Below are 18,761 nucleotides of genomic sequence, written 5' to 3'. Positions count from 1 at the left end.
CCCTATACCGGATTGCCATTTGCCGCCAGCGGCACCACATGCAGCCCATGACCAAGCGCGCCACCCAGCGTCCGGCAGGCTTCACCAAGCCTTCGCACTGGACGAACGACCCCGTGCCCCCGCCCGCCGGGGCCAAGGACGAGAAGGATCCCGAGGGCCTGTCGCCCACCCGCTATGGCGACTGGGTGCACAAGGGCATCGCGATCGACTTCTGACCCGCCGCGGCCCCTTCAGGGGTTTGCCTGCGGCGCCGTGGCATCGCGCTGCCATCCTCCGCCCAGGGCCAGGAACACCGCGATCTGGTCGTCCACCAGGGACGCCTCCGCCGCGGCGCGGTTGACCTCTGCCGAAGCCAGGCTTGCCTGCGCGCTCAGCAGGTCGAGGAAGTCACTGCGCCCGAAGCGGAACAGCTTGCCCGCCTGTGCAGCCGAAAGCGCCGCCGCATCGCTCGCGCGGCGCAGCGCCGCAGCCCGCTCGCGATCACGGGCGTACGTTTCCATGGCCGTTTCCGCCTGGCGTAGGGCTTCCAGTACAGCCCCGTCGAAGTTGGCGACGTCGGCGCGGACCTGGGCGTCGGCCTGCCTGATCCGGGCGCGCACAGCCGGTCGGTTCGGAAACGACCAGCTCAGCAGTGGACCGAGGCTGAAGCCGAAGCTGTCGCCGCTGCCGAAGTCCTCCAGCGGGCCGGACAACCCCAGCGAGCCGCCGATGCTGACCTGCGGGTAGAGGTCGGCAGTGGCCACCCCGACGCGGGCGGTGTCCGCAGCGATCGCCCGTTCGGCCTGGCGGATGTCGGCCCGCCGACGGATCAACGCCGCGCCATCCTCCACCGGCAGCCCGCCGGCGAGCCGGGGCAGGCTCGTGCACGCGGCAGCCTCGCGCGGGTAATCTGCCGGGGCGCGCCCCAGCAAGGTCGCCAGGAGATAGAGCGCGTTCTGCCGCGCGGCCGTGAACGCCGGCAGCGCGGCAGAGCTGGCTTCCACCGCCGCGGCCGCGCGGCTCACGTCAAAGGCGGTGCCCCGTCCTCCGCGCTGGAGCCGGCGCGTGGCATCGAGGGTCTGGCGCTGGAGTTCCACCACGCGCTGGCTCACCGCCAGCTGGTAGTTGGCGGCACAGACGCTCGCATAGGCGCGCGTGGACGCGGCGGCGACGCTGACCCGCACGGCATCGCGCGCGGCCTCGACGGCCTCACGATCCGCCTCACTGGCTTCGATCGCGCGGCGCAGCTTGCCGCGAAGGTCCAGCGGATAGCTGAGGGCGAGGCCCAGGTTGTCGGTCACGACGCCCGGCAGTGCGCCGCCGGTCTGCGACTGGCGCGACAGATCGAGGCCGCCCGATATGCCGGTCGAGAGCGTCCGCGCCGCCGCCGCTTCGCGCACCACGGCTTCCGCCCGCTGGAGGTTGGCGTCCGCGACTCGCAAGTCCGCATTGGCGCCGAGCGCCTCTTCCACCAGGGCATCGAGGCGGGGATCGTCGTAGAGCCGCCACCAGCGATCGGGCAGAGGCGCCGGAGAGAACGCATCTCCCTTGGCCGAAAGGAAAGCGCCCTCAGCCGAGGGGCGATTCGCCGCGGACTGCTGCGGCGGCCGATAGTCCGGCCCCGCAGTCGCACAGGCAGAGAGAAGCAGCGCCGTGGCGAGCGCGGCTGTCTTGCGCATCCGCGTCATCGCTGCGCTCCCGTTGCCTGGGCCGCGGGACGGGCCCGGCGCGCTGGCGCGGCATCGTGCTGCTCGATGGTGACGGTGGCGGTGCGGCCCAGGATCAGGCGTACATCCCGTGGGACCTGGGTCAGCTTGACCCGCACGGGGATGCGCTGCGCCAGCCGTACCCAGGAAAACGTCGCTTCCACGTTGGGTAGCAAGTTTCCGGCATCGCTGCGGCTGTCGTCGTTGATGCCCGCGGCAATGCTTTCCACCTGACCCCTGAGAGGTTGCGCCTCTCCCATCAGGTGAACGGTCACCGGGGCGCCGACACGGATCAGCGGGAGCTTGGTCTCTTCGAAGTAGCCTTCGACGCGGATCGAATCGTCGTCGACCAGCGCCATCGCCTGGCTCCCGGCGGCGACATAGTCCCCCGGGTGGAGGTCGAGGTTGGTCACCGTGCCGTTCACCGAGGCCTTGACCTGCGTACGCGTCAGGTTGAGCCTTGCACCGTCCAGTTGGGTCTGCGCCTCCGCCAGGGCCGCGCGTGCCGTAGCCACGCGCGCCACATTCTGCTCGTGCGCTTCGGTGGCGACGAGATCGCCGAGCGCGAGGTCGCGGGACGATTCGCGCTGCGCCTGGCCGAGCGTGGCCTTCGCGCTCGCCACGCTTGCCTCGGCCTGTTCCACCGCCAGCGAATAGCGGGGGCGGTCGATGACGAAGAGCAGGTCCCCGGCCCGGACCACCTGGTTGTCACGCACTGCCACGGAAGTGACGAGACCCCCGATGTCCGGAGTCACGCGTACGACATCTGCGCGCACGCGGCCGTCACGGGTCCAGGGACTGCGCTCGTAGTGGTGCCACATCCAGACCGCGACGATCACGGCGATGGCGACGATGACGATGGTGGCGGCGCTGCGGCCGATCGCGGGGAGGAGGTTCTTCATGGATGGAAACCGAGGTAGGGGGCCAGGAGGGAAAGCGCGCCGAGGACGAGGACGTAGAGGCACACGTCGACGAGCGCGCGATAGGCGACGAAACGATAGAGGCCCGCGAAGTCGGCCAGGCGCAGCAACGGTAGGGTCAGCACGGCGGCCACCACCGCGAGCAGCAGGATGGTGGGCATGTAGACGCCCAGGATGGCGATTTCGCCGTTCATAGCGTGCCTCTCAGAGCGGCGGCTTCCGGGAACAGGTTGCGGCGCAGGGAGACCAGCGCAAGCGCGGCCTGGCGGCGCACGGAGCGGTCCTCGTCCTTCGTGAAGCGGTGCAGCGCCGCATCGATGTCTTCCAGCAGTTCCGGGTCGGCGGGCGTGCGTTCCTCCGGCTCCATGTGGCGATAGTAGGCGCCGACCTCGGCCAGCACCGCCGTCAGCGGGGCGGCGCGCCCTGGGGGAAGCTCGAGGCGCAGCTGGCGCAGCTCGGCTATGGCCACGCCGGTGCGCAAGTCGCGCAGCACGTCGTACAGCGGTTCGCCCGGCTGCTTGCCCGCCAGCGCCAGGCGCGGCGAGAGCAGCGCGATGCGATCCAGCATCCGGTTGATCCAGCCGCGCACGTCGGGCGGGCCCATCAGGTTGGCCCGCTCCGCGATGTCGCGCCACCCGGCCCGCAGCGTGCGCCGGATCGCATGCTCCACGCCCGCCGTCTGCAGCAGGCGCGCCATGACGATGGCGAAGAGCACGCCCAGCAGCTGCGCCAGCGAGCCGTTGGCGAAGCTTTCGAAATTGTCGTTGTACTGAATCGCTATGATGAAGGGACTGCCCAGCCCCAGCAGCGCCGGCAGCGCGATGCCGGCGAAGCGCGGCGAGTGCATCAGCGAGCCGAGCACCAGCAGCATCGGCGCAAGGCTGACCGCGAGCTCCGCGAAGCCGTCCATCCGCGGCAGGATGGCGAAGGCGTAGACCATGCCCAGCACGCTGGCGATGAGCGTCCCCCAGAAGAACATCCACAGCGGCACCAGCGGGTTGTCCGAGGCGGAGAACAGCGCCAGGAACACGCCGGCGAGCATCACCGCGGTCGATCCGTCGTGCCATCCGCTGCCGATCCACAGCGCGCAGCCCACGACGATGGTGATCGCCGCTCCGGCCGCCCCCCGCAACGCGCCGGCCAGGTCGCGGTGCAGCTCGCGGTTGCGGCGTCCCTCCAGCAGGCGCGGGATGCGCGGCGAGACCGGCTTGCGGTCGGGCGTGCCGAGCTGCTCGGCCAGGTCGCGGCAGTCCAGGTGGGCATCGATCAGGCTGGCGAGGCGGGAGCCGAGGCTGAGCTGGAGCAGGTCGTCCCACGCCGCTTCAGGTGCGACCTCGGGCTCGAGCGCCACGCAGCGCGCCTTGAGCCCCGTGGCGATCCGCTCGCGTTCCGCGCGCTCGCCCTCGATCGTGCCCAGCCAGCTCCTCGTGTCGGCCAGGAGCGAGGCGGCAGCGGCGCTGAGGGTGCCGCGCTCACGCAGGGCGGCGACCCGGTCGGCCACCGCGGCGCCGAGCGGCATGAGCAGCGAAAGCTGGTCCTGCAGCGCCCGGACGGCGCGCACGCGGGGTGCCGGGCGGCTGGTCTCAAAGGGCAAGTGGATGGACAGCTGGTGCAACTCGGTGACGTCCTGCGCCAGCCGCCGCCGCTCCGCCTCCACCCTGGGATCGGGCTCAAGTTCGAGCGAATCCCGGCTCCAGCGCTCGGCGTCCCGCAGCATCATGGCCACCCTGCCGAGCAGGAACGTGGACACCGAGTTGGGCAGCACCACGCCGTGAACGAGGCTGCCGCACAGGATGCCGATGGTGATCTCCTGAACGCGCAGCGAAGCATCGGTGAAGATCTCGCCGGGCGTGTTCACCGCGGGCAGCACGATGAGCACGGCCGTGTAACCGGCCAGCACGAACATGTAGCTGCGCGGCGTGCGGTCGAGCAGCGAGACGAAGACGCAGAGCGCCAGCCACGAGGCGATGGCCAGCGTCAGCAGCTCGGGCGAATGGGCGAGCGGAGGCACCATGATGACCGAGGCGGTCGCGCCGATGAAGGTGCCGATGACGCGGAACAGGGCCTTCGAGATGACCGCGCCGGCCAGCGGCGCAGCCACGATGTAGGACGTGAGGAACGCCCAGTAAGGCCGCTCCAGCCCGATCGAGAACGAGATATAGGCGGCCAGCATGCCCGCAGCATAGGCCTTGAGCGAGAACAGCGCGGCGGGCATGCCCCAGCGCGCGAGCGGGGCGGCGTTCATGGGCGCTCCCTCATCCCGGCGATGCGCCCTGCCACCGTGCCCAGGAGGCGCACCGCGGCCTCCAGTTCCGCGTCGGGAATGCCTTCGAGCAGTGCGGAGCGCAGGGCGACCAGCCGGGCCTCCGCCTTGCGGGCCAGCCTGGCGCCCGCGCCGGTGAGATGGAGGCGGTTGGCCCGGCGGTCGCCCTCGTCCGGCAGCCGCGCCACGAGCCCGCCGCGCTCCAGCTGGCGGATCGTGGGGACGAGGGAGGCCTCGGTGATGCCGATGGCCCGCGCCAGGTCGCCCTGCCGCGCACCCGCGCCGAGCCGCTCGAGATGGACCAGCGCCCAGCCCTCCGAGTTGGAGATCTCCAGCGAGGACAGGATGCGGTCTGCCAGCTGCCGCCAGGCCCGGGCAACCGGGCTGAGCTGCGTGGCAAGATCGTGGGCAAGGACGAGTCGGTCGGGCATGGGGTGGTTAGTTAGGCTCCTAACTATCGTGCCGCAATGTCGCGCCCGTGTGCGATTCACAGAGCAGCAATGTCGCAAAACGCAATTCGTTGCCGTTTGACCCAATGCGCGAGCTCTTTCTCGGGGTTTCAGGCTGCATCTTGCCTCATGATAGACTAGGCGCGAGGTCCCATTCCCCGCGGAGAGGCAAGATGCAGATCGCAGTGCTGACGTTCGAAGGCTTCAACGAGCTGGATTCGTTCGTGGCGGCCTCGATCCTCAATCGCATGCGCAGCCGCGGATGGGCGGCTTACATCACCGCTCCCGCCGAACGCGTGACCTCGATGAACGGCGTGACCGTCGAGCGCCAGAGGCCAATGTCCTTTGCCGCCGAAGCGGACGCCGTGCTGATCGGGAGCGGCATGCGCACGCGGGACGTCGCCGCCGACCCGGCCCTCATGGCGCAGATCACGCTCGATCCCACCCGCCAGCTGATCGGGGCGCAGTGTTCCGGCACGCTCCTGCTCGCCAAGCTCGGGCTGCTCGGCGATCTCCCCGCCTGTACCGATCTCACCAGCAAGCCCTGGGCGGTCGAGGCGGGCGCGAACATCGTCGATGCCCCGTTTGCCGCACATGGCAACGTGGCGACCGCCGGCGGGTGCCTCGCCTCGCAATACCTCGCGACATGGCTCATCGCGCGCGGCGCCTCGCTTGGCGCGGCCGAGGAGGCAGCCCGGGATAGCTCGCCCGCTCGTAAGTCGAACCGGCACCCAGATGCGCGCCCAGCCGGCGGTGCGCCTCCGCCAGCGAGTGATAGGGCATCCATGCACTATGTCGCTCCGGTCGGAGAAAAGGCGCTCTACGTGGAGCGGGCGCTGGGCATCGTCGCGCCATTCCTGACTGCGGAGGCGGCGCTCGTCCCCTGATCGCTACGGCAGGATCTCGATCGCGGTGCCGTCGGGCACCGCATCCCAGAGCGCCTCGATCTCCTCGTCGGAGACGCCGATGCAGCCATCGGTCCAGTCGCCGGGCACCCGGGCTCCTGACCATGCGTTCGGCTGCCCGTGGATCATGATCATCCCGCCGGGCGAGCGCTCCTGTCCGGCCGCATGGGCGCGGTCGGCCGCGTTAGGGTAGGAGATGTGGAGCGAAAGGTGATAGGCGCTCTCCGGGTTGCGCCAGTCGATGGTGTATCGCCCCTCCGGCGTTCGCTGGTCGCCCTCGAAGCGCTTGGGCCCGATGGGCTCACCGCCGAGCTGGATATCCGCGATGACCTGGACGAGGCGGTCTGCAGCAAACAGCTCCATCGACCGCGCCGCCTTGTGAACGCGGATCAGTTCGATCGCCGGCAGCACCAGTGGAGCCTGCGCCTCTGCATTCCCTACCGCGAGGAGCAGCAGCAGCGGCGCGAACCGGAGCAATGCTCAGGCTCCGGTGCCGAGGGACAGCGGATCGAACTGCCGCTGCGTCCGCCTCCTCCGATACGCTGCAAGCACTTCGAACCTGGTCATTGTGGAGCTCAGTCCGCGAAAGGGTCCCGCACCAGGATCGTATCCTCACGCTCCGGGCTCGTCGAGACCAGCGCCACGGGAGTTTCGATCAGTTCCTGCACGCGCTGGATGTACTTGATCGCCTGCGCCGGCAGATCCGCCCAGGACCGGGCGCCGGCGGTGGTGCCCATCCAGCCGTCCATCTCCTCGTAGATCGGCTCGACCGCTTCCTGGTCGGCGGCATGGCTGGGGTAGTAGTCCAGCACCTTGCCCCGCAGGCGGTAGCCGGTGCAGATCCGCACCCTCTCGAAGCCATCGAGCACATCGAGCTTCGTCAGCGCGATGCCCGTCACGCCCGAGATCGCGCAGGACTGGCGCGTCAGCACCGCGTCGAACCAGCCGCAGCGGCGCTTGCGCCCGGTGACGGTGCCGAATTCGTGGCCGCGTTCACCCAGCTTCTGGCCCGTCTCGTCCTCGAGCTCGGTCGGGAACGGACCCGAGCCGACGCGGGTGGTGTAGGCCTTGACGATGCCCAGCACGAAGCCGGTCGCCGAAGGCCCCAGCCCGGAGCCCGAGGCAGCAGTGCCCGACACCGTGTTCGAGCTGGTGACGAACGGATAGGTCCCGTGGTCGACGTCGAGCAGCACGCCCTGTGCGCCTTCGAACAGGATCCGTGCGCCGGCCTTCTTCACCTTGTTGAGACGGCGCCAGACCGGCTGCGCGAACTGCAGCACGAAGGGCGCGATCTCGCGCAGTTCGTTCAGCAGCGCTTCCCGGTCGATCGGAGGCTGGCCGAAGCCGGCGCGCAGCGCGTCATGATGGGCGCAGAGGCGATCCAGCTGCGGCTCCATCGCGTCCAGGTGCGCAAGATCGCACACGCGGATCGCGCGGCGCCCGACCTTGTCCTCGTAGGCCGGGCCAATGCCGCGCCCCGTGGTACCGATCTTGCCGGCACCCGCCGCCGCTTCGCGCAGCCCGTCGAGCTCGCGGTGGACCGGCAGGATCAGCGGACAGTTGTCGGCGATCGCGAAGTTCTCGGAATTGATCTCGACGCCCTGCCCGCGCAGCTTCTCGACCTCGGACTTGAGGTGCCAGGGGTCGAGCACGACGCCGTTACCGATGATCGAGAGCGTGCCGGTGACGATGCCCGAGGGCAGCAGGCTCAGCTTGTACACCTGCTCGCCGACGACAAGCGTGTGGCCGGCGTTGTGGCCGCCCTGGAAGCGCACCACGGCATCGGCGCGGCTGGCGAGCCAGTCCACGATCTTGCCCTTGCCCTCATCGCCCCACTGGGCGCCGATCACGGTTACGTTGGCCAACGTGCTGCGCTTTCACTGCTGTTTCGGAAGAAATACCGCGCGCGCCCTACGGGAAGCCGCGCGGCAGGGCAAGGCATGGGCGACGATATGTGACGCGCCAGGGGCGGTTACCCTTCATTACAGTTTGCCGCTTGCATGCCGGCGGCCGCGTCACGATCCTGTGCCTATCTGGAAAGGACAATGGACATGCGCAGAGTTCTCGGTGCCGCCTTGATGCTCTCCCTTCTAGCGGCGAGCCCCGTGGCCGCGCAGCAGGCACCCACCAGCATCGACTACGGCACCGATGCGGCGCAGACGCTCGACCTCTGGCGTCCCGATGCGAAGGCGGCGGTACCCCTGGTGCTGTTCGTGCACGGCGGCGGGTGGAAGCGAGGCAGCAAGGACAACGCGACCGGGCCCAACAAGGCCCCGCACTACACCCAAGAGGGCTACGCCTTTGCCAGCGTCAATTACCGGCTGGTGCCCGAAGCGAGCGTCGAGCAACAGGCGCAGGACATCGCCGATGCCCTCGCAGCCCTGATCGCACGGGCGGATTCGCTCGGCATCGCCCGCGGCAAGGTGGTCCTGATGGGGCACAGCGCCGGGGCGCAGCTCGTAGCATTGGTCGGAACCGATCCGCGCTATCTGCACAAGGCCGGGCTGTCGTACGCCGACATCCGGGGAGTGATCCCGATCGATGGCGCCGCCTACGACGTGCCGACGCAGGTGACCGACGGCCCGCCGATCATGCAGAAAACGTATGCGCAGGCATTCGGCACCGATCCGGCCCGTCAACGCGCGCTCTCGCCCACCCTGCAGGCAGCGGCGCCCAACGCCCCGGCCTTTCTCCTGCTCCACGTCCAGCGGCAGGACGGGGTGCGGCAGGCGCAGGGGCTGGAAGCCGCGCTGCGCCGGGCGGGCACGCCGGTGGAGCGGCAGGGCTTCGCCGGCCAGGGGCTGCGCGGCCACATGGCGATCAATCGCGAGTTGGGCGACCCAGCCTATCCCGCCACCGCCGCCGTCGATGCGTGGCTGGCGAAAGTGCTGCGCTAGGACAGCGGAACCGCCTCGCCGCCTTCGAGGCGGTGCGAGCAGCTCAGCGCAATGGCATCGTCCGCTTCGGACAGCGCGGCGACGGTGACCCAGCCGACCGCGCGCTGGCGTGCGGCGAGCTCACGATCGTGGCCAAGCGGCAGGAACAGCCGGCGTTCCTCGCCCGCCTCCGAGGCGAGCGTTTCTACCAGCGGGTCGGGGTAAAGGGAGAAGCCGGTCGCCGGTTCCGGATCGCGTCCCGCCTGCCCCAGGATCTCGTAAGTGCCACCGCGTCCCAGGCTGCCCGGAATGCCGTCCGCATAGATCGTGAAGCCGAACCAAGACTGGTATTCGAACCCGTGGCGCTCTGAGGGATCGAGGGTCAGCCGGGCCTTGCCCTCGACCCGGGCGGCGATGGCGCGAAGCGCCGCGATACGGCTCGCAAGGACGCCGTCGACATCGAAGGCAGCCAGCTGCTCGATCGCACTCGCGAACGGCCCCACGGCATAGAGCAGCGGAAGGTATGCGGCGCCACCGGCATCGACCAGCCCGCCCGCGTCCTTGGCATCCAGCATCTCGCGCACCGCCTCTACCTGGTGGGCCGGCAGCGCCAGCGCGCCGGCGCTCAGGGTGTCGACGAGGTCTGGCAGCGTGAAATCCACCGAGACGCCCTTCGCACCGGCGCCCCGCAAGGTCTCGATCGCCAGCTCGACGACTTCGGCGGCCGCCGCGGTGGAATCTGCGCCGATCAGCTCGGCGCCGATCTGCAGCCGCTCGCGGGCGGGATCCAGGCCGTCGCCCTTCACGGTCATCACCTGCCCCGAATAGGAGAGCCGCAGCGGCCGCGGCGCCGGCGCCAGCCCGGTCGCCGCGATGCGCGCGACCTGTGCGGTGATGTCCGAGCGCATCGCCAGCATCCGCAGCGAGACCGGATCCATGAAGCGGAACATGCGCCGCACGCGAACACCGGCCATGCGGCTGGCCAGCGCCTTCTCGAACTCCAGCACGGGGGTCTCGACGCGGGCATAGCCGTGGCTCGCCAGAACGTCGTGCGCGGCGCGGCGCACCGTCTGGGAAGCCCAAGCCTGCTGCGGCAGGCGGTCGCCCAACCCTTCGGGCAGAAGATCGCGGTCGTTTTCGTGCATGATGCGCGCGCCCTTAGCGCCGCCGCGCGCGGTTGTCGAATGACGGATGTTGCCGAAGGAGATGCTCTGCGGTACCGGCGCGCCTTCCATTGGGGGGCTTCATGAAATTCTCGATCCAATGCGCCGCGGCGTTGCCGCTGCTTCTGGCCGCGTGCGGAGGCGGCGATTCCGGTTCGCCCACCCCGGCACCGGTCGTCACCCCTGCCCCGACACCCACGCCGACCGCACCGGTCGAGCCGCCGGCGGCCACGTTCCACACCAAGATCTTCGATTTCACGACCGCTTCGTGGACGCGCTATGGGCCGGGTGTGGAGATGAACACGTTCAAGCGCTACGAGCCCAGCGGCGTGCCGAACTACCACCTGTTCGACCATCAGGAGAGCGAACTCCACACCGCGGGCAGCACCGCCGAGATCAACTACGCGCTGCCGACGGAGGAAATCAGCCTCAAGTATCGCGGTTACTACACCGGGTTCACCAAGGACCAGATCGTGTCCTCGGGCGACTGGTTCCGCTACTACTCCAAGCGGGTCCCCTGCAACCCGACTTCGGTCAACGACACCTGCGCCTACGAGACGCTCGATGTGACCCAGTCCATGCTCTTCGAGTACGTGGCGGTCGGCAAGTACCAGAGGGGCGGCAAGCGCTTCGACGACACCTCCGACGAGACCATGCGCTACTTCGTGTTCGGATCGGACAGCGTGTCCTCGGAAATGCCGACCGCGAGCACGCTCACCTACGAGGCGGGGATCGTCACCAGCCATCCCGACTACGACAAGGTGGGATCGTCCAGCGGATACCAGGGGACGGGCAGCCTGACCGTGAACTTCGCGGCCGGCACGCTGGAGGCCACTATCCCCGCGAAAACCGTCACGTCGCAAGGGGACCTGCCGTTCCGCGACGACACGTTCAAGCTCACCGGCACGATCGCCAGCAAGATCCGCATGGCGGGCGACATCGTCAACGCCGACGGCAAGTATGCCGGAAAGTTCGTCGGCGCGTTCTACGGCCCGAGCGGCAGCCAGCTCGGCGTGGTGCTGCGCCTGGCGGACGCCAGCGCCCCCTCGCGGCCGCACCTGATCGGGTTCCTCGTCGCGAGGCGCAAATGAGCCGGCGCCGGTGATGGCGCGGGCGCGGTTCCCGTGAACCGCCATGGCTGCCCACGATACAAAAGAGGGGCCGGCGCTTCCACGCCGGCCCCTCTTCGTTGGGACCTCTGAAAAATGCGCGATCAGGTCAGAACGACAGCGCCTTGACCGTCTTGACGCCGGGCAGCGCGCGCGCCTGGTCCAGCACGTCGGCAGCGACGGGGCTGTCGACCGAGAGCAGCAGCACCGCCTCGCCGCCTGCCGCGCGCCGGCCGAGGTTGAAGGTGCCGATGTTGATGCCCTTCTCGCCCAGCAGCGTGCCGATGCGACCGATGAACCCGGGTGCGTCCTCGTTCACGATGTAGAGCATCGACCCGGCCAGTTCGGCCTCCACCTTGATGCCGAACATCTCGACCAGCCGCGGCTCGACGTTGTTGAACAGCGTGCCGGCCACCGAGCGCTCGCCCGCCTCGGTCTTCACCGAGACGCGGATCAGCGTGTGGTAGTCACCCTCGCGCTCGGTCTTCACTTCGCGCACTTCGAGCCCGCGCTCCTTGGCGAGGAACGGCGCGTTGACCATGTTCACCGTGGCCGACTGCACGCGCAGGAACCCGGCCAGCACCGCCGCGGTGATGGGCTTCTGGTTCAGCTCCGCGGCAGCGCCCTCGACATGGATCGAGATGCGCGGGACCGAGTCCACCGTCAGCTGGCCGACCATCGAGCCCAGCACTTCGGCGAGCTTCATGTACGGCTTGAGCTTGGGGGCCTCCTCGGCGCTCAGCGAAGGCATGTTGAGCGCGTTGGTGACGCCGCCGTTGACGAGATAGTCGGCCATCTGCTCGGCCACCTGCAAGGCGACGTTGACCTGGGCCTCGGTCGTCGAGGCGCCGAGGTGCGGGGTGCAGATGAAGTTCGGAGTGCCGAACAGCGGCGAGTCCTTGGCCGGCTCGGTCTGGAACACGTCGAGCGCAGCGCCCGCGATATGGCCCGAATCGAGGCCGGCCTTGAGCGCCGCCTCGTCGATCAGGCCGCCGCGCGCACAGTTGACGATCCGCACGCCCTTCTTCGTCTTGGCCAGGTTCTCGGCCGAGAGGATGTTCCTGGTCTGGTCGGTCAGCGGCGTGTGCAGCGTGATGAAGTCCGCACGGGACAGCAGCGTGTCGAGGTCGGCCTTCTCGACGCCCATTTCGACGGCGCGCTCGGGCGTCAGGAACGGGTCGAAGGCGACGACCTTCATGCGCAGGCCCAGGGCACGCGAGGCGACGATCGAGCCGATGTTGCCCGCGCCGATGAGGCCGAGCGTCTTGCCGGTGACCTCCACGCCCATGAAGCCGTTCTTCGGCCACAGGCCCGCCTGGGTCTGGGCGTTGGCTTCGGGAAGCTGGCGGGCGAGCGCGAAGATCAGCGCGATGGCGTGCTCGGCGGTGGTGATCGAGTTGCCGAAGGGCGTGTTCATCACGACGACGCCCTTCGCCGATGCGGCCGGGATGTCCACGTTGTCCACGCCGATGCCGGCGCGGCCCACGACTTTGAGGTTCGTGGCGGCATCGAGCACCGCCTGCGTCACCTTGGTGGACGAGCGGATGGCAAGGCCGTCGTACTCGCCGATGCGGGCGATCAACTGCTCGGGCGTCTCGCCGGTGATGACGTCGACGTCACAGCCGCGCTCTTCAAAGATGCGGGCGGCATTGGGGTCCATCTTGTCGGAAATCAGGACTTTGGGCTTGGTCATGGGATGTACTCTCAAGCTACGTCCGCCCCGGCCGAACCTGTGGAAGCCTGGCAGCGGACGTTTCGCATTGGCCCTTCGACAGGCTCAGCGCGAGCGGGAATGGGGAGATCAGCCGGCCTTGGCGGTCGCGTAGGCCCAGTCGAGCCACGGGCCCAGGGCTTCGATGTCCGCCGTGTCCACGGTGGCACCGCACCAGATACGCAGGCCCGCCGGGGCGTCGCGGTAGCCGGCGACGTCGTAGGCAGCGTCCTGCTTTTCGAGCAGCGCGGCGAACTTCTTGATGAAGTCGGCGTCGGCGCCCTCGACCGTCAGGCAGACCGAGGTCTTGGAACGGCTCGCCTCGTCGGTGGCGAGGTGCCCCAGCCAGTCGCGGTCCGCCACGATCTTGCCGAGCGCGGCGGCGTTGGCGTCGGAGCGGGCCTTGAGGCCTTCCAGGCCGCCCAGGCCCTTGGCCCATTCCAGCGCGAAGATCGCGTCCTCGACCGCGAGCATCGAAGGCGTGTTGATGGTCTCGCCCTTGAACACGCCCTCGGCGAGCTTGCCCTTGGAGACGAGGCGGAACACCTTCGGCAGCGGCCATGCGGGAGTGTAGCTCTCGAGGCGCTCGACGGCCCGAGGACCGAGGATGAGGACGCCGTGGCCGCCCTCGCCGCCCAACACCTTCTGCCAGGAAAAGGTCGCGACGTCGATCTTCGACCAGTCGATGTCGTAGGCGAAGACGGCAGAGGTCGCGTCGGCGAAGGACAGGCCCTCGCGATCGGCCGGGATAAAGTCGGCGTTGGGCACGCGCACGCCCGAGGTGGTGCCGTTCCAGGTGAAGAGGACGTCGGTGCTCCAGTCGACCTGGGTAAGGTCGGGAAGCTGGCCGTAGTCGGCGCGGATCACCGTCGGGTCGAGCTTGAGCTGCTTGGCGGCGTCCGTCACCCAGCCCTCACCGAAGCTTTCCCAGGCCAGCGTCGTGACGCCGCGTGCGCCGAGCATGGTCCACATCGCCATCTCGAAGGCGCCGGTGTCGGACCCGGGGACGATGCCGATGCGGTGGGTGTCGGGCAGCTGCAGCACTTCGCGCATCAGGTCGATGCAGTAGGCGAGGCGCGTCTTGCCGATCTTCGCGCGGTGCGAGCGACCCAGCGATTCGACGGTCAGCTTTTCGGGGGCATATCCGGGCGGCTTGGCGCAGGGACCGGACGAGAAGTGCGGACGCGCAGGCTTGCGCGCCGGAAGCGTAATGTCAGTCATGTCTGACTCTCCTTGCAGAGAGCTCGCGCGGCGTTGGGACCGCGTGGCCCGGCGCCGGCTCTAGTGGCAAGCGCGGGGATGTCAATCGCCTTGCCGGCCAGCGGCCTGTGCAAAACGACGGGCGGCGTCTGGCACGCAAGGCCCATGTAAGGCACGGGTAAGGGCAGGTTAAGCGGAGCCCCCCAGAAGTTTGACCATGCGCAGAATCCTGCTCGCCCTTATCTTTATCGCCCCCATCGGCGGGTGCATCGACCGGCCGGAACCGCCCCGGCAGCCCCCCTCCCGCACCTCGAATCGCCCCCTGCCCACCCCCCAGCTGCGGCAGTGCCTGTCCCAGCTCAGTGCGAACCGGGCGATCTTCACCGACGTCGCCGACCGCTTCTACGGCAACGGATGCGCGACGGTGGGTACGGTCAAGCTCGCGGCCCTCAACACCGACAACGCCACGGTCACCGTGACCAACCTGGGCCCGGTGACCTGCGGGGTGGCGACGCCCTTCGCCGCCTGGGCGCGCTACGGCGTGGACCGGGCCGCGCACCAGATCCTGGGCAGCCGCGTCGTGCGCATCGAGACCTTCGGAAGCTACAGCTGCCGCAACGTCGCCGGCACCAGCCGCCGCTCCGGCCATGCCACCGCCAACGCCATCGACGTCGCCGCCTTCGTGCTGGGCGACGGGCGGCGGATCAGCGTGCTGGACGACTGGAGCAACGGCACCCCGGCCGAGCGCCGCTTCCTGCGCGTCGTCCACGACAGCGCCTGCAAGCGCTTCGGGACGACCCTGGGGCCGGGGTACAACGAGGCGCACGCCAACCACTTCCACCTGGAAGCGGACGGCGCCGACTTCTGCCGCTGACCACGGCCCGCGCATGCATGCGGGCAAGTCCGGTGAACCCGCCGCGCGGAAGGAACGCGCAAGACACGAGATGTGAAGGCACAGACACGGACCGTACACGAAGCAGCCATATCGGGACGATCTGCCGCTTCAACAGGGATCGCATGCGCCGCACCTTCACCCTTGCTCTCGCCCTTCTCGCCGCCGGCTCCGCCGGAACGGCGCTTGCGGACACGACCCAGGACGAGCAGGCCTGGGTGAACCTGACCGCACAAGGGGCGATCGCCGACAAGGTGGTCTACTTCGCCGAGTTCCAGCCGCGCATGGGCGACGGGATCTCCCGCCTCGACCAGCTGCTGCTGCGCGGCGCCGTGGGCGTGAAGCTCTCCCCTGCGGTGACCCTCTACCAGGGCTATGCGCATGTCGTGCTGCCGTTGGAAGACGGCCCCGACGCCAACGAGGATCGCAGCTTCCAGCAGCTCAACCTGGCGCTGGGCCATCCGGCCGGAGGCGAGCTGAGTGCGCGCACCCGGCTGGAGCAGCGCTGGCGCTCGGACGGGGACGATACGGGGTGGCGCCTGCGCCAGATGGTCCGCTACGAGATGCCGCTCAAGGCGCAAAGCGACGCGGTCAACGCGCTGGTCTCCGCCGAAGCCTTCTTCGCGCTCAACGACACCGACTGGGGCGCGCGCGGCGGCTTCGACCAGCTACGGACCTTCGTGGGCGTCGAGCTGGGTCTGGCGGGTGCCTCCACCATGGAGCTGGGATACCTCAACCAGACCATCGACCAGACCGGCGGGCGCACGCGGATGAACCACGTGGCCTCGCTCTCGCTGTTCTATCGCCCTTGAGGCGCAAGCGTCGTCCCGGGCCGCAGCCCGGGACGCGCGAGGGTCAGAACGGCAGGTTGTAGAGCCGCACCGCGTTGTCCTGGAGGACCTTCTTGCGCACGTCGTGGCCGTAGCCGCCGAGCACGTCCTTGAGGTGCTCCTGCACGCCCGGATAGAGCGAGGTCGGGTGCGGGAAATCGGTCTCGAACATGACGTTGTCGACGCCGATGATCTCCAGCAGGTACTTCGGCGCGATCTTCTCGAACCAGAAGGTGCAGAAGAAGTGGTCGCGGAAATAGTCCCAAGGCTGCTTCTTCAGCACGTCGCGCATGATCGGCAGCATCTCGCGGAACTGGTGCTCCAGCGCCTCGACGGCGAAGGGCACCCAGCCGGCGCCGCTCTCGATCAGGCCGATCTTGAGACCGGGGTGGCGGTCCAGCCGGCCCGAGACCATCCAGTTGCCCAGCGTCGCGGCGTTGCCGATCGAGAACATCGTCGCCACCACGGAGAGCGTCTGCTCGAACTTGAAGCCTTCCCAGGTCAGCGTGTTGGGGTCGATCGCCGCGTTCAGGTGGAAGTTCAGCGGCAGCCCGGTGGCGTCGCACATCTCCAGGAACGGGGTCCAGTACTCGTGGTTGAAGCTGGGCACGCCGACGCGCTCGGGCGTGTCGGGCAGCACAAACCCGCGCAGACCGATCTCGTGGCAGCGCTTCGCTTCGGCTTCCAGCGCCTTCTGGTCCCAGAACGGCAGGTGCGCCATGTTGAAGATGCGCTGGCCGGAAGCCTCCTGGAACTCGGCGGAGGCGTCGTTGTAGATCTGCACGATCTTGAGCGCGAGCTCGGGATCGCCCAGGCTCATCAGCGAGCCGGCCTGCGTCACGCCCGAGTTCTGGAAGCAGATCTGCGCATAGACGCCCATGTCGTCCATCGCCTGCAGGCGCGCCTTCAGCTCGTGCCCGCCCGGATGCGCCTGCTCCAGCTTGGGGAAGGCGAGGCGGCCGAGCAGCTTGTTGTTGTCGGCACGGATGACGTTGCCGCCCAGCGTGCCGAAGTCACGGTCGCCCACGAACCAGCGGTCGGTGCCGTTGACGCGCTCCACGCGCGGCATCTTGTCCTTCCACTCCGCCGGCGCGCGGCTGGTGAAGAGGTCGGGCGCCTCGGTGATGTGGGTGTCGGTGTCGACGATCTTGATGCCTTCGAACATCGGATCGAGCCCGCCGGACTGCGAGGCGTAGTCGACCTCGCGGATCACGCCGCCCTCGGTATATCCCTCGGCTGACCAGTACTTTCGCGCGTTCTGCGCCATCTCCTGGTTGTCAGACTCGGCCATCTTGTATCTCCCGAAAAACCAATGGCGTTCATTTCGCAACCGGGCGGGTTGGTGACAATCGCGCAGGGCAACGCCGTGACGATGGTTGGGCGTGAACCTGCGGGCGCGACGGCCCTGTGCGGTCACTCGGCTTGCGGCGCACAGGGCGGCGGGGCATCTATTCGTCCGGGAGAAGAGCATGCCACAATCGCGAACGCTTGACGACATCCGTGTCGACTACGAGGCCCCGGACAACGTGCCCAGGGACCGCGTCGTCGATCTTTCCTTCGCCAACGGGAGCGAGCCGAACGACCTCGTCGACCCGTACGAGCCGTTCGGCTGGCTCAACGGGGACGACGTTCCCCGGCTGCTGTTCAACCCGCCGACGCGCTATGGCCTAGGGGCCATCTCGGGCAACCAGCGCGGCAACTGGGTGGTCTCGCACTACGAGGACATCGAGCGGGTCTATACCGACAACGAGCATTTCTCGAACGCCGGCACGGCCGAGTTCCAGCGGCTGATCGGCGAGACCTTCAAGTCGATCCCGCTCGCCATCGACCCGCCGGACCACTCGAAGTACCGGCTCTACCTGATGCCCTACTTCAGCCCGGCGCGGATCACCCGCGAGCTGGAGCCGCGCATCCGCGCCATCGTCGTCGAGATGATCGAGGCGGTGGCCGACACGGGCGAGGTCGACATGGCCTGGGACTTCGGCCGCGTGTACCCGGTGCGCATCTTCATGGGGCTGATGGGCTTTCCCGACCACATGTTCGAGCAGTTCCTCGACTGGGAATGGGACATCCTCCATTCCGGCTCGCTGGAGAAGATGCAGGCGGCGCTGCGCGGCGTGCTGGACTTCCTGCGTGCCTTCATCGCCGAGAAGGAGCGCGAGCCGGACGAGCACCTCGTCTCCGCGATCGTCCACGGCCAGATCGAAGGGCGCGCGCCGACCGACGACGAGAAGATCGGCATGGTTTGGTTCCTCTGGCTCGGCGGGCTCGACACCGTGGCCGCGACGATCGCGCAGATGTTCCGCCGCATGGCGCTGCAGCCGGAAATCCAGCAGGCCATCCGCGAGCGGCCCGAGATCATCAACGGCGCGGTGGAGGAGTTCCTGCGCACCCAGCCGATCCTCTCCTCCGCCCGCACCGCCACCAAGGACTTCGAGTGGCATGGCGTGCAGATCCGCAAGGGCGATTCGATCCAGTGCCTCAACCCCGCCGGCAACTTTGATCCGGCGCGCTTCGCGGACCCGCGCACCTTCGATCCGGAACGGCGGGCGAACCGCCACTTCACCTTCGTCGGCGGCGTCCACATCTGCCTTGGCGCGCACCTCGCGCGGCGCGAGCTGCGGCTGCTGCTGGAGGAGTGGTTCAAGCGGATCCCGGAGTTCCGGGTGAAGCCGGGCGCGGACACCACCGTGTTCCCGGGCCTGCTCTCGATCCGCAACCTGCCGCTGGTGTGGGACGTGAAGTAGGAGCCAGCCGG

At 68.8% G+C, this 18,761-nt stretch carries 18 protein-coding genes; 7 read left to right on the top strand and 11 right to left on the bottom strand.

The genetic code is table 11. The features are described from left to right. Positions 1 to 47 precede the first annotated feature (47 nt). Positions 48 to 215 (top strand): DUF1674 domain-containing protein, encoded by a 168-nt coding sequence (locus ACFFJC_RS08975; RefSeq protein WP_379487150.1) that lies wholly within the window; start codon positions 48 to 50, stop codon positions 213 to 215. A 15-nt stretch (positions 216 to 230) separates the two neighbouring features. On the opposite strand, the gene ACFFJC_RS08970 is transcribed toward ACFFJC_RS08975, so the two are convergent. Genes ACFFJC_RS08970 through ACFFJC_RS08950 form a run of 5 tightly spaced genes read right to left on the bottom strand, consistent with a single transcriptional unit; the run spans position 231 to position 5,299 of the window. After that, on the bottom strand, positions 231 to 1,658 hold the full coding sequence (locus tag ACFFJC_RS08970; RefSeq protein ID WP_379487216.1) for an efflux transporter outer membrane subunit: 1,428 nt from the start codon (positions 1,656 to 1,658) through the stop codon (positions 231 to 233). Positions 1,659 to 1,663: 5 nt separating this feature from the next. Further along, positions 1,664 to 2,587, bottom strand: a complete 924-nt coding sequence (locus ACFFJC_RS08965) for an efflux RND transporter periplasmic adaptor subunit (protein WP_379487149.1) — start codon at positions 2,585 to 2,587, stop codon at positions 1,664 to 1,666. After that, a complete protein-coding gene (locus ACFFJC_RS08960; RefSeq protein WP_379487148.1) occupies positions 2,584 to 2,799 on the bottom strand; it encodes a DUF1656 domain-containing protein in 216 nt (71 codons plus the stop codon). Before ACFFJC_RS08960 ends, ACFFJC_RS08965 begins: the two co-directional genes overlap by 4 nt. Next, positions 2,796 to 4,850 (bottom strand): FUSC family protein, encoded by a 2,055-nt coding sequence (locus ACFFJC_RS08955; protein WP_379487147.1) that lies wholly within the window; start codon positions 4,848 to 4,850, stop codon positions 2,796 to 2,798. The genes ACFFJC_RS08960 and ACFFJC_RS08955 overlap by 4 nt, the downstream gene beginning before the upstream one ends. Beyond that, complete coding sequence (locus tag ACFFJC_RS08950; protein WP_379487146.1) at positions 4,847 to 5,299, bottom strand: MarR family winged helix-turn-helix transcriptional regulator; 453 nt, start codon at positions 5,297 to 5,299, stop codon at positions 4,847 to 4,849. Before ACFFJC_RS08950 ends, ACFFJC_RS08955 begins: the two co-directional genes overlap by 4 nt. Positions 5,300 to 5,490: 191 nt before the next feature. Here ACFFJC_RS08950 and ACFFJC_RS08945 point away from each other — a divergent pair, with 191 nt between their 5' ends. After that, a complete protein-coding gene (locus ACFFJC_RS08945) occupies positions 5,491 to 6,204 on the top strand; it encodes a DJ-1/PfpI family protein (RefSeq protein ID WP_379487145.1) in 714 nt (237 codons plus the stop codon). A 3-nt stretch (positions 6,205 to 6,207) separates the two neighbouring features. Here ACFFJC_RS08945 and ACFFJC_RS08940 read toward each other — a convergent pair whose 3' ends face one another. Then, positions 6,208 to 6,699: a L,D-transpeptidase family protein gene (locus ACFFJC_RS08940; RefSeq protein WP_379487144.1), complete on the bottom strand. Its 492-nt coding sequence runs from the start codon at positions 6,697 to 6,699 to the stop codon at positions 6,208 to 6,210. Between the two features lie 98 nt (positions 6,700 to 6,797). Beyond that, positions 6,798 to 8,087 (bottom strand): adenylosuccinate synthase, encoded by a 1,290-nt coding sequence (locus ACFFJC_RS08935; RefSeq protein WP_379487143.1) that lies wholly within the window; start codon positions 8,085 to 8,087, stop codon positions 6,798 to 6,800. Between the two features lie 186 nt (positions 8,088 to 8,273). Between ACFFJC_RS08935 and ACFFJC_RS08930 the strand changes: the two genes are divergently transcribed. Beyond that, positions 8,274 to 9,119, top strand: a complete 846-nt coding sequence (locus ACFFJC_RS08930; RefSeq protein WP_379487142.1) for an alpha/beta hydrolase — start codon at positions 8,274 to 8,276, stop codon at positions 9,117 to 9,119. Here the strand turns inward: ACFFJC_RS08930 and ACFFJC_RS08925 are convergent. Then, positions 9,116 to 10,243 (bottom strand): ATP phosphoribosyltransferase regulatory subunit, encoded by a 1,128-nt coding sequence (locus tag ACFFJC_RS08925; RefSeq protein WP_379487141.1) that lies wholly within the window; start codon positions 10,241 to 10,243, stop codon positions 9,116 to 9,118. The two genes, ACFFJC_RS08930 and ACFFJC_RS08925, sit on opposite strands and share 4 nt — an antisense overlap. Before the next feature lie 101 nt (positions 10,244 to 10,344). On the opposite strand from ACFFJC_RS08925, the gene ACFFJC_RS08920 reads away from it, so the two are divergent. Beyond that, the gene (locus tag ACFFJC_RS08920) at positions 10,345 to 11,352 is read left to right on the top strand and encodes a HupA family protein (RefSeq protein WP_379487140.1); all 1,008 of its coding nucleotides are present in this window, start codon (positions 10,345 to 10,347) and stop codon (positions 11,350 to 11,352) included. A gap of 127 nt (positions 11,353 to 11,479) precedes the next feature. Here ACFFJC_RS08920 and serA read toward each other — a convergent pair whose 3' ends face one another. Together serA and ACFFJC_RS08910 are read right to left on the bottom strand one after the other, a co-directional pair. Next, entirely contained in the window at positions 11,480 to 13,063 is a 1,584-nt protein-coding gene (gene serA, locus ACFFJC_RS08915) for a phosphoglycerate dehydrogenase (protein ID WP_379487139.1), read from the bottom strand. Between the two features lie 108 nt (positions 13,064 to 13,171). Further along, positions 13,172 to 14,302 (bottom strand): phosphoserine transaminase, encoded by a 1,131-nt coding sequence (locus ACFFJC_RS08910; RefSeq protein ID WP_379487138.1) that lies wholly within the window; start codon positions 14,300 to 14,302, stop codon positions 13,172 to 13,174. A 196-nt stretch (positions 14,303 to 14,498) separates the two neighbouring features. Here ACFFJC_RS08910 and ACFFJC_RS08905 point away from each other — a divergent pair, with 196 nt between their 5' ends. Beyond that, the gene (locus tag ACFFJC_RS08905; protein WP_379487137.1) at positions 14,499 to 15,155 is read left to right on the top strand and encodes an extensin family protein; all 657 of its coding nucleotides are present in this window, start codon (positions 14,499 to 14,501) and stop codon (positions 15,153 to 15,155) included. A 143-nt stretch (positions 15,156 to 15,298) separates the two neighbouring features. After that, positions 15,299 to 15,985 (top strand): DUF2490 domain-containing protein, encoded by a 687-nt coding sequence (locus ACFFJC_RS08900; RefSeq protein ID WP_379487136.1) that lies wholly within the window; start codon positions 15,299 to 15,301, stop codon positions 15,983 to 15,985. A gap of 43 nt (positions 15,986 to 16,028) precedes the next feature. Here the strand turns inward: ACFFJC_RS08900 and ACFFJC_RS08895 are convergent, their stop codons facing one another. Continuing rightward, on the bottom strand, positions 16,029 to 17,294 hold the full coding sequence (locus ACFFJC_RS08895) for an amidohydrolase family protein (RefSeq protein ID WP_379487135.1): 1,266 nt from the start codon (positions 17,292 to 17,294) through the stop codon (positions 16,029 to 16,031). Between the two features lie 178 nt (positions 17,295 to 17,472). Here ACFFJC_RS08895 and ACFFJC_RS08890 point away from each other — a divergent pair, with 178 nt between their 5' ends. Further along, on the top strand, positions 17,473 to 18,750 hold the full coding sequence (locus tag ACFFJC_RS08890; protein WP_379487134.1) for a cytochrome P450: 1,278 nt from the start codon (positions 17,473 to 17,475) through the stop codon (positions 18,748 to 18,750). The last annotated feature ends 11 nt before the right edge of the window (positions 18,751 to 18,761 follow it).

The sequence above is a fragment of the Novosphingobium soli genome (assembly GCF_042432915.1).
Classification (GTDB): Bacteria; Pseudomonadota; Alphaproteobacteria; order Sphingomonadales; family Sphingomonadaceae; genus Novosphingobium; species Novosphingobium soli.
Note: the sequence above shows the minus strand (reverse complement) of the source record. Positions and strands in the feature narration are given on the sequence as shown.

What these genes read in the sequence shown, in the direction of transcription:
- ACFFJC_RS08975 (WP_379487150.1), top strand. Translation starts at nt 48, where the DNA reads ATGACCAAGCGCGCCACCCAGCGTCCGGCAGGCTTCACCAAGCCTTCG.
- ACFFJC_RS08970 (WP_379487216.1), bottom strand. Translation starts at nt 1,658, where the DNA reads ATGCGCAAGACAGCCGCGCTCGCCACGGCGCTGCTTCTCTCTGCCTGT.
- ACFFJC_RS08965 (WP_379487149.1), bottom strand. Translation starts at nt 2,587, where the DNA reads ATGAAGAACCTCCTCCCCGCGATCGGCCGCAGCGCCGCCACCATCGTC.
- ACFFJC_RS08960 (WP_379487148.1), bottom strand. Translation starts at nt 2,799, where the DNA reads ATGAACGGCGAAATCGCCATCCTGGGCGTCTACATGCCCACCATCCTG.
- ACFFJC_RS08955 (WP_379487147.1), bottom strand. Translation starts at nt 4,850, where the DNA reads ATGAACGCCGCCCCGCTCGCGCGCTGGGGCATGCCCGCCGCGCTGTTC.
- ACFFJC_RS08950 (WP_379487146.1), bottom strand. Translation starts at nt 5,299, where the DNA reads ATGCCCGACCGACTCGTCCTTGCCCACGATCTTGCCACGCAGCTCAGC.
- ACFFJC_RS08945 (WP_379487145.1), top strand. Translation starts at nt 5,491, where the DNA reads ATGCAGATCGCAGTGCTGACGTTCGAAGGCTTCAACGAGCTGGATTCG.
- ACFFJC_RS08930 (WP_379487142.1), top strand. Translation starts at nt 8,274, where the DNA reads ATGCGCAGAGTTCTCGGTGCCGCCTTGATGCTCTCCCTTCTAGCGGCG.
- ACFFJC_RS08925 (WP_379487141.1), bottom strand. Translation starts at nt 10,243, where the DNA reads ATGCACGAAAACGACCGCGATCTTCTGCCCGAAGGGTTGGGCGACCGC.
- ACFFJC_RS08920 (WP_379487140.1), top strand. Translation starts at nt 10,345, where the DNA reads ATGAAATTCTCGATCCAATGCGCCGCGGCGTTGCCGCTGCTTCTGGCC.
- serA (WP_379487139.1), bottom strand. Translation starts at nt 13,063, where the DNA reads ATGACCAAGCCCAAAGTCCTGATTTCCGACAAGATGGACCCCAATGCC.
- ACFFJC_RS08910 (WP_379487138.1), bottom strand. Translation starts at nt 14,302, where the DNA reads ATGACTGACATTACGCTTCCGGCGCGCAAGCCTGCGCGTCCGCACTTC.
- ACFFJC_RS08905 (WP_379487137.1), top strand. Translation starts at nt 14,499, where the DNA reads ATGCGCAGAATCCTGCTCGCCCTTATCTTTATCGCCCCCATCGGCGGG.
- ACFFJC_RS08900 (WP_379487136.1), top strand. Translation starts at nt 15,299, where the DNA reads ATGCGCCGCACCTTCACCCTTGCTCTCGCCCTTCTCGCCGCCGGCTCC.
- ACFFJC_RS08895 (WP_379487135.1), bottom strand. Translation starts at nt 17,294, where the DNA reads ATGGCCGAGTCTGACAACCAGGAGATGGCGCAGAACGCGCGAAAGTAC.
- ACFFJC_RS08890 (WP_379487134.1), top strand. Translation starts at nt 17,473, where the DNA reads ATGCCACAATCGCGAACGCTTGACGACATCCGTGTCGACTACGAGGCC.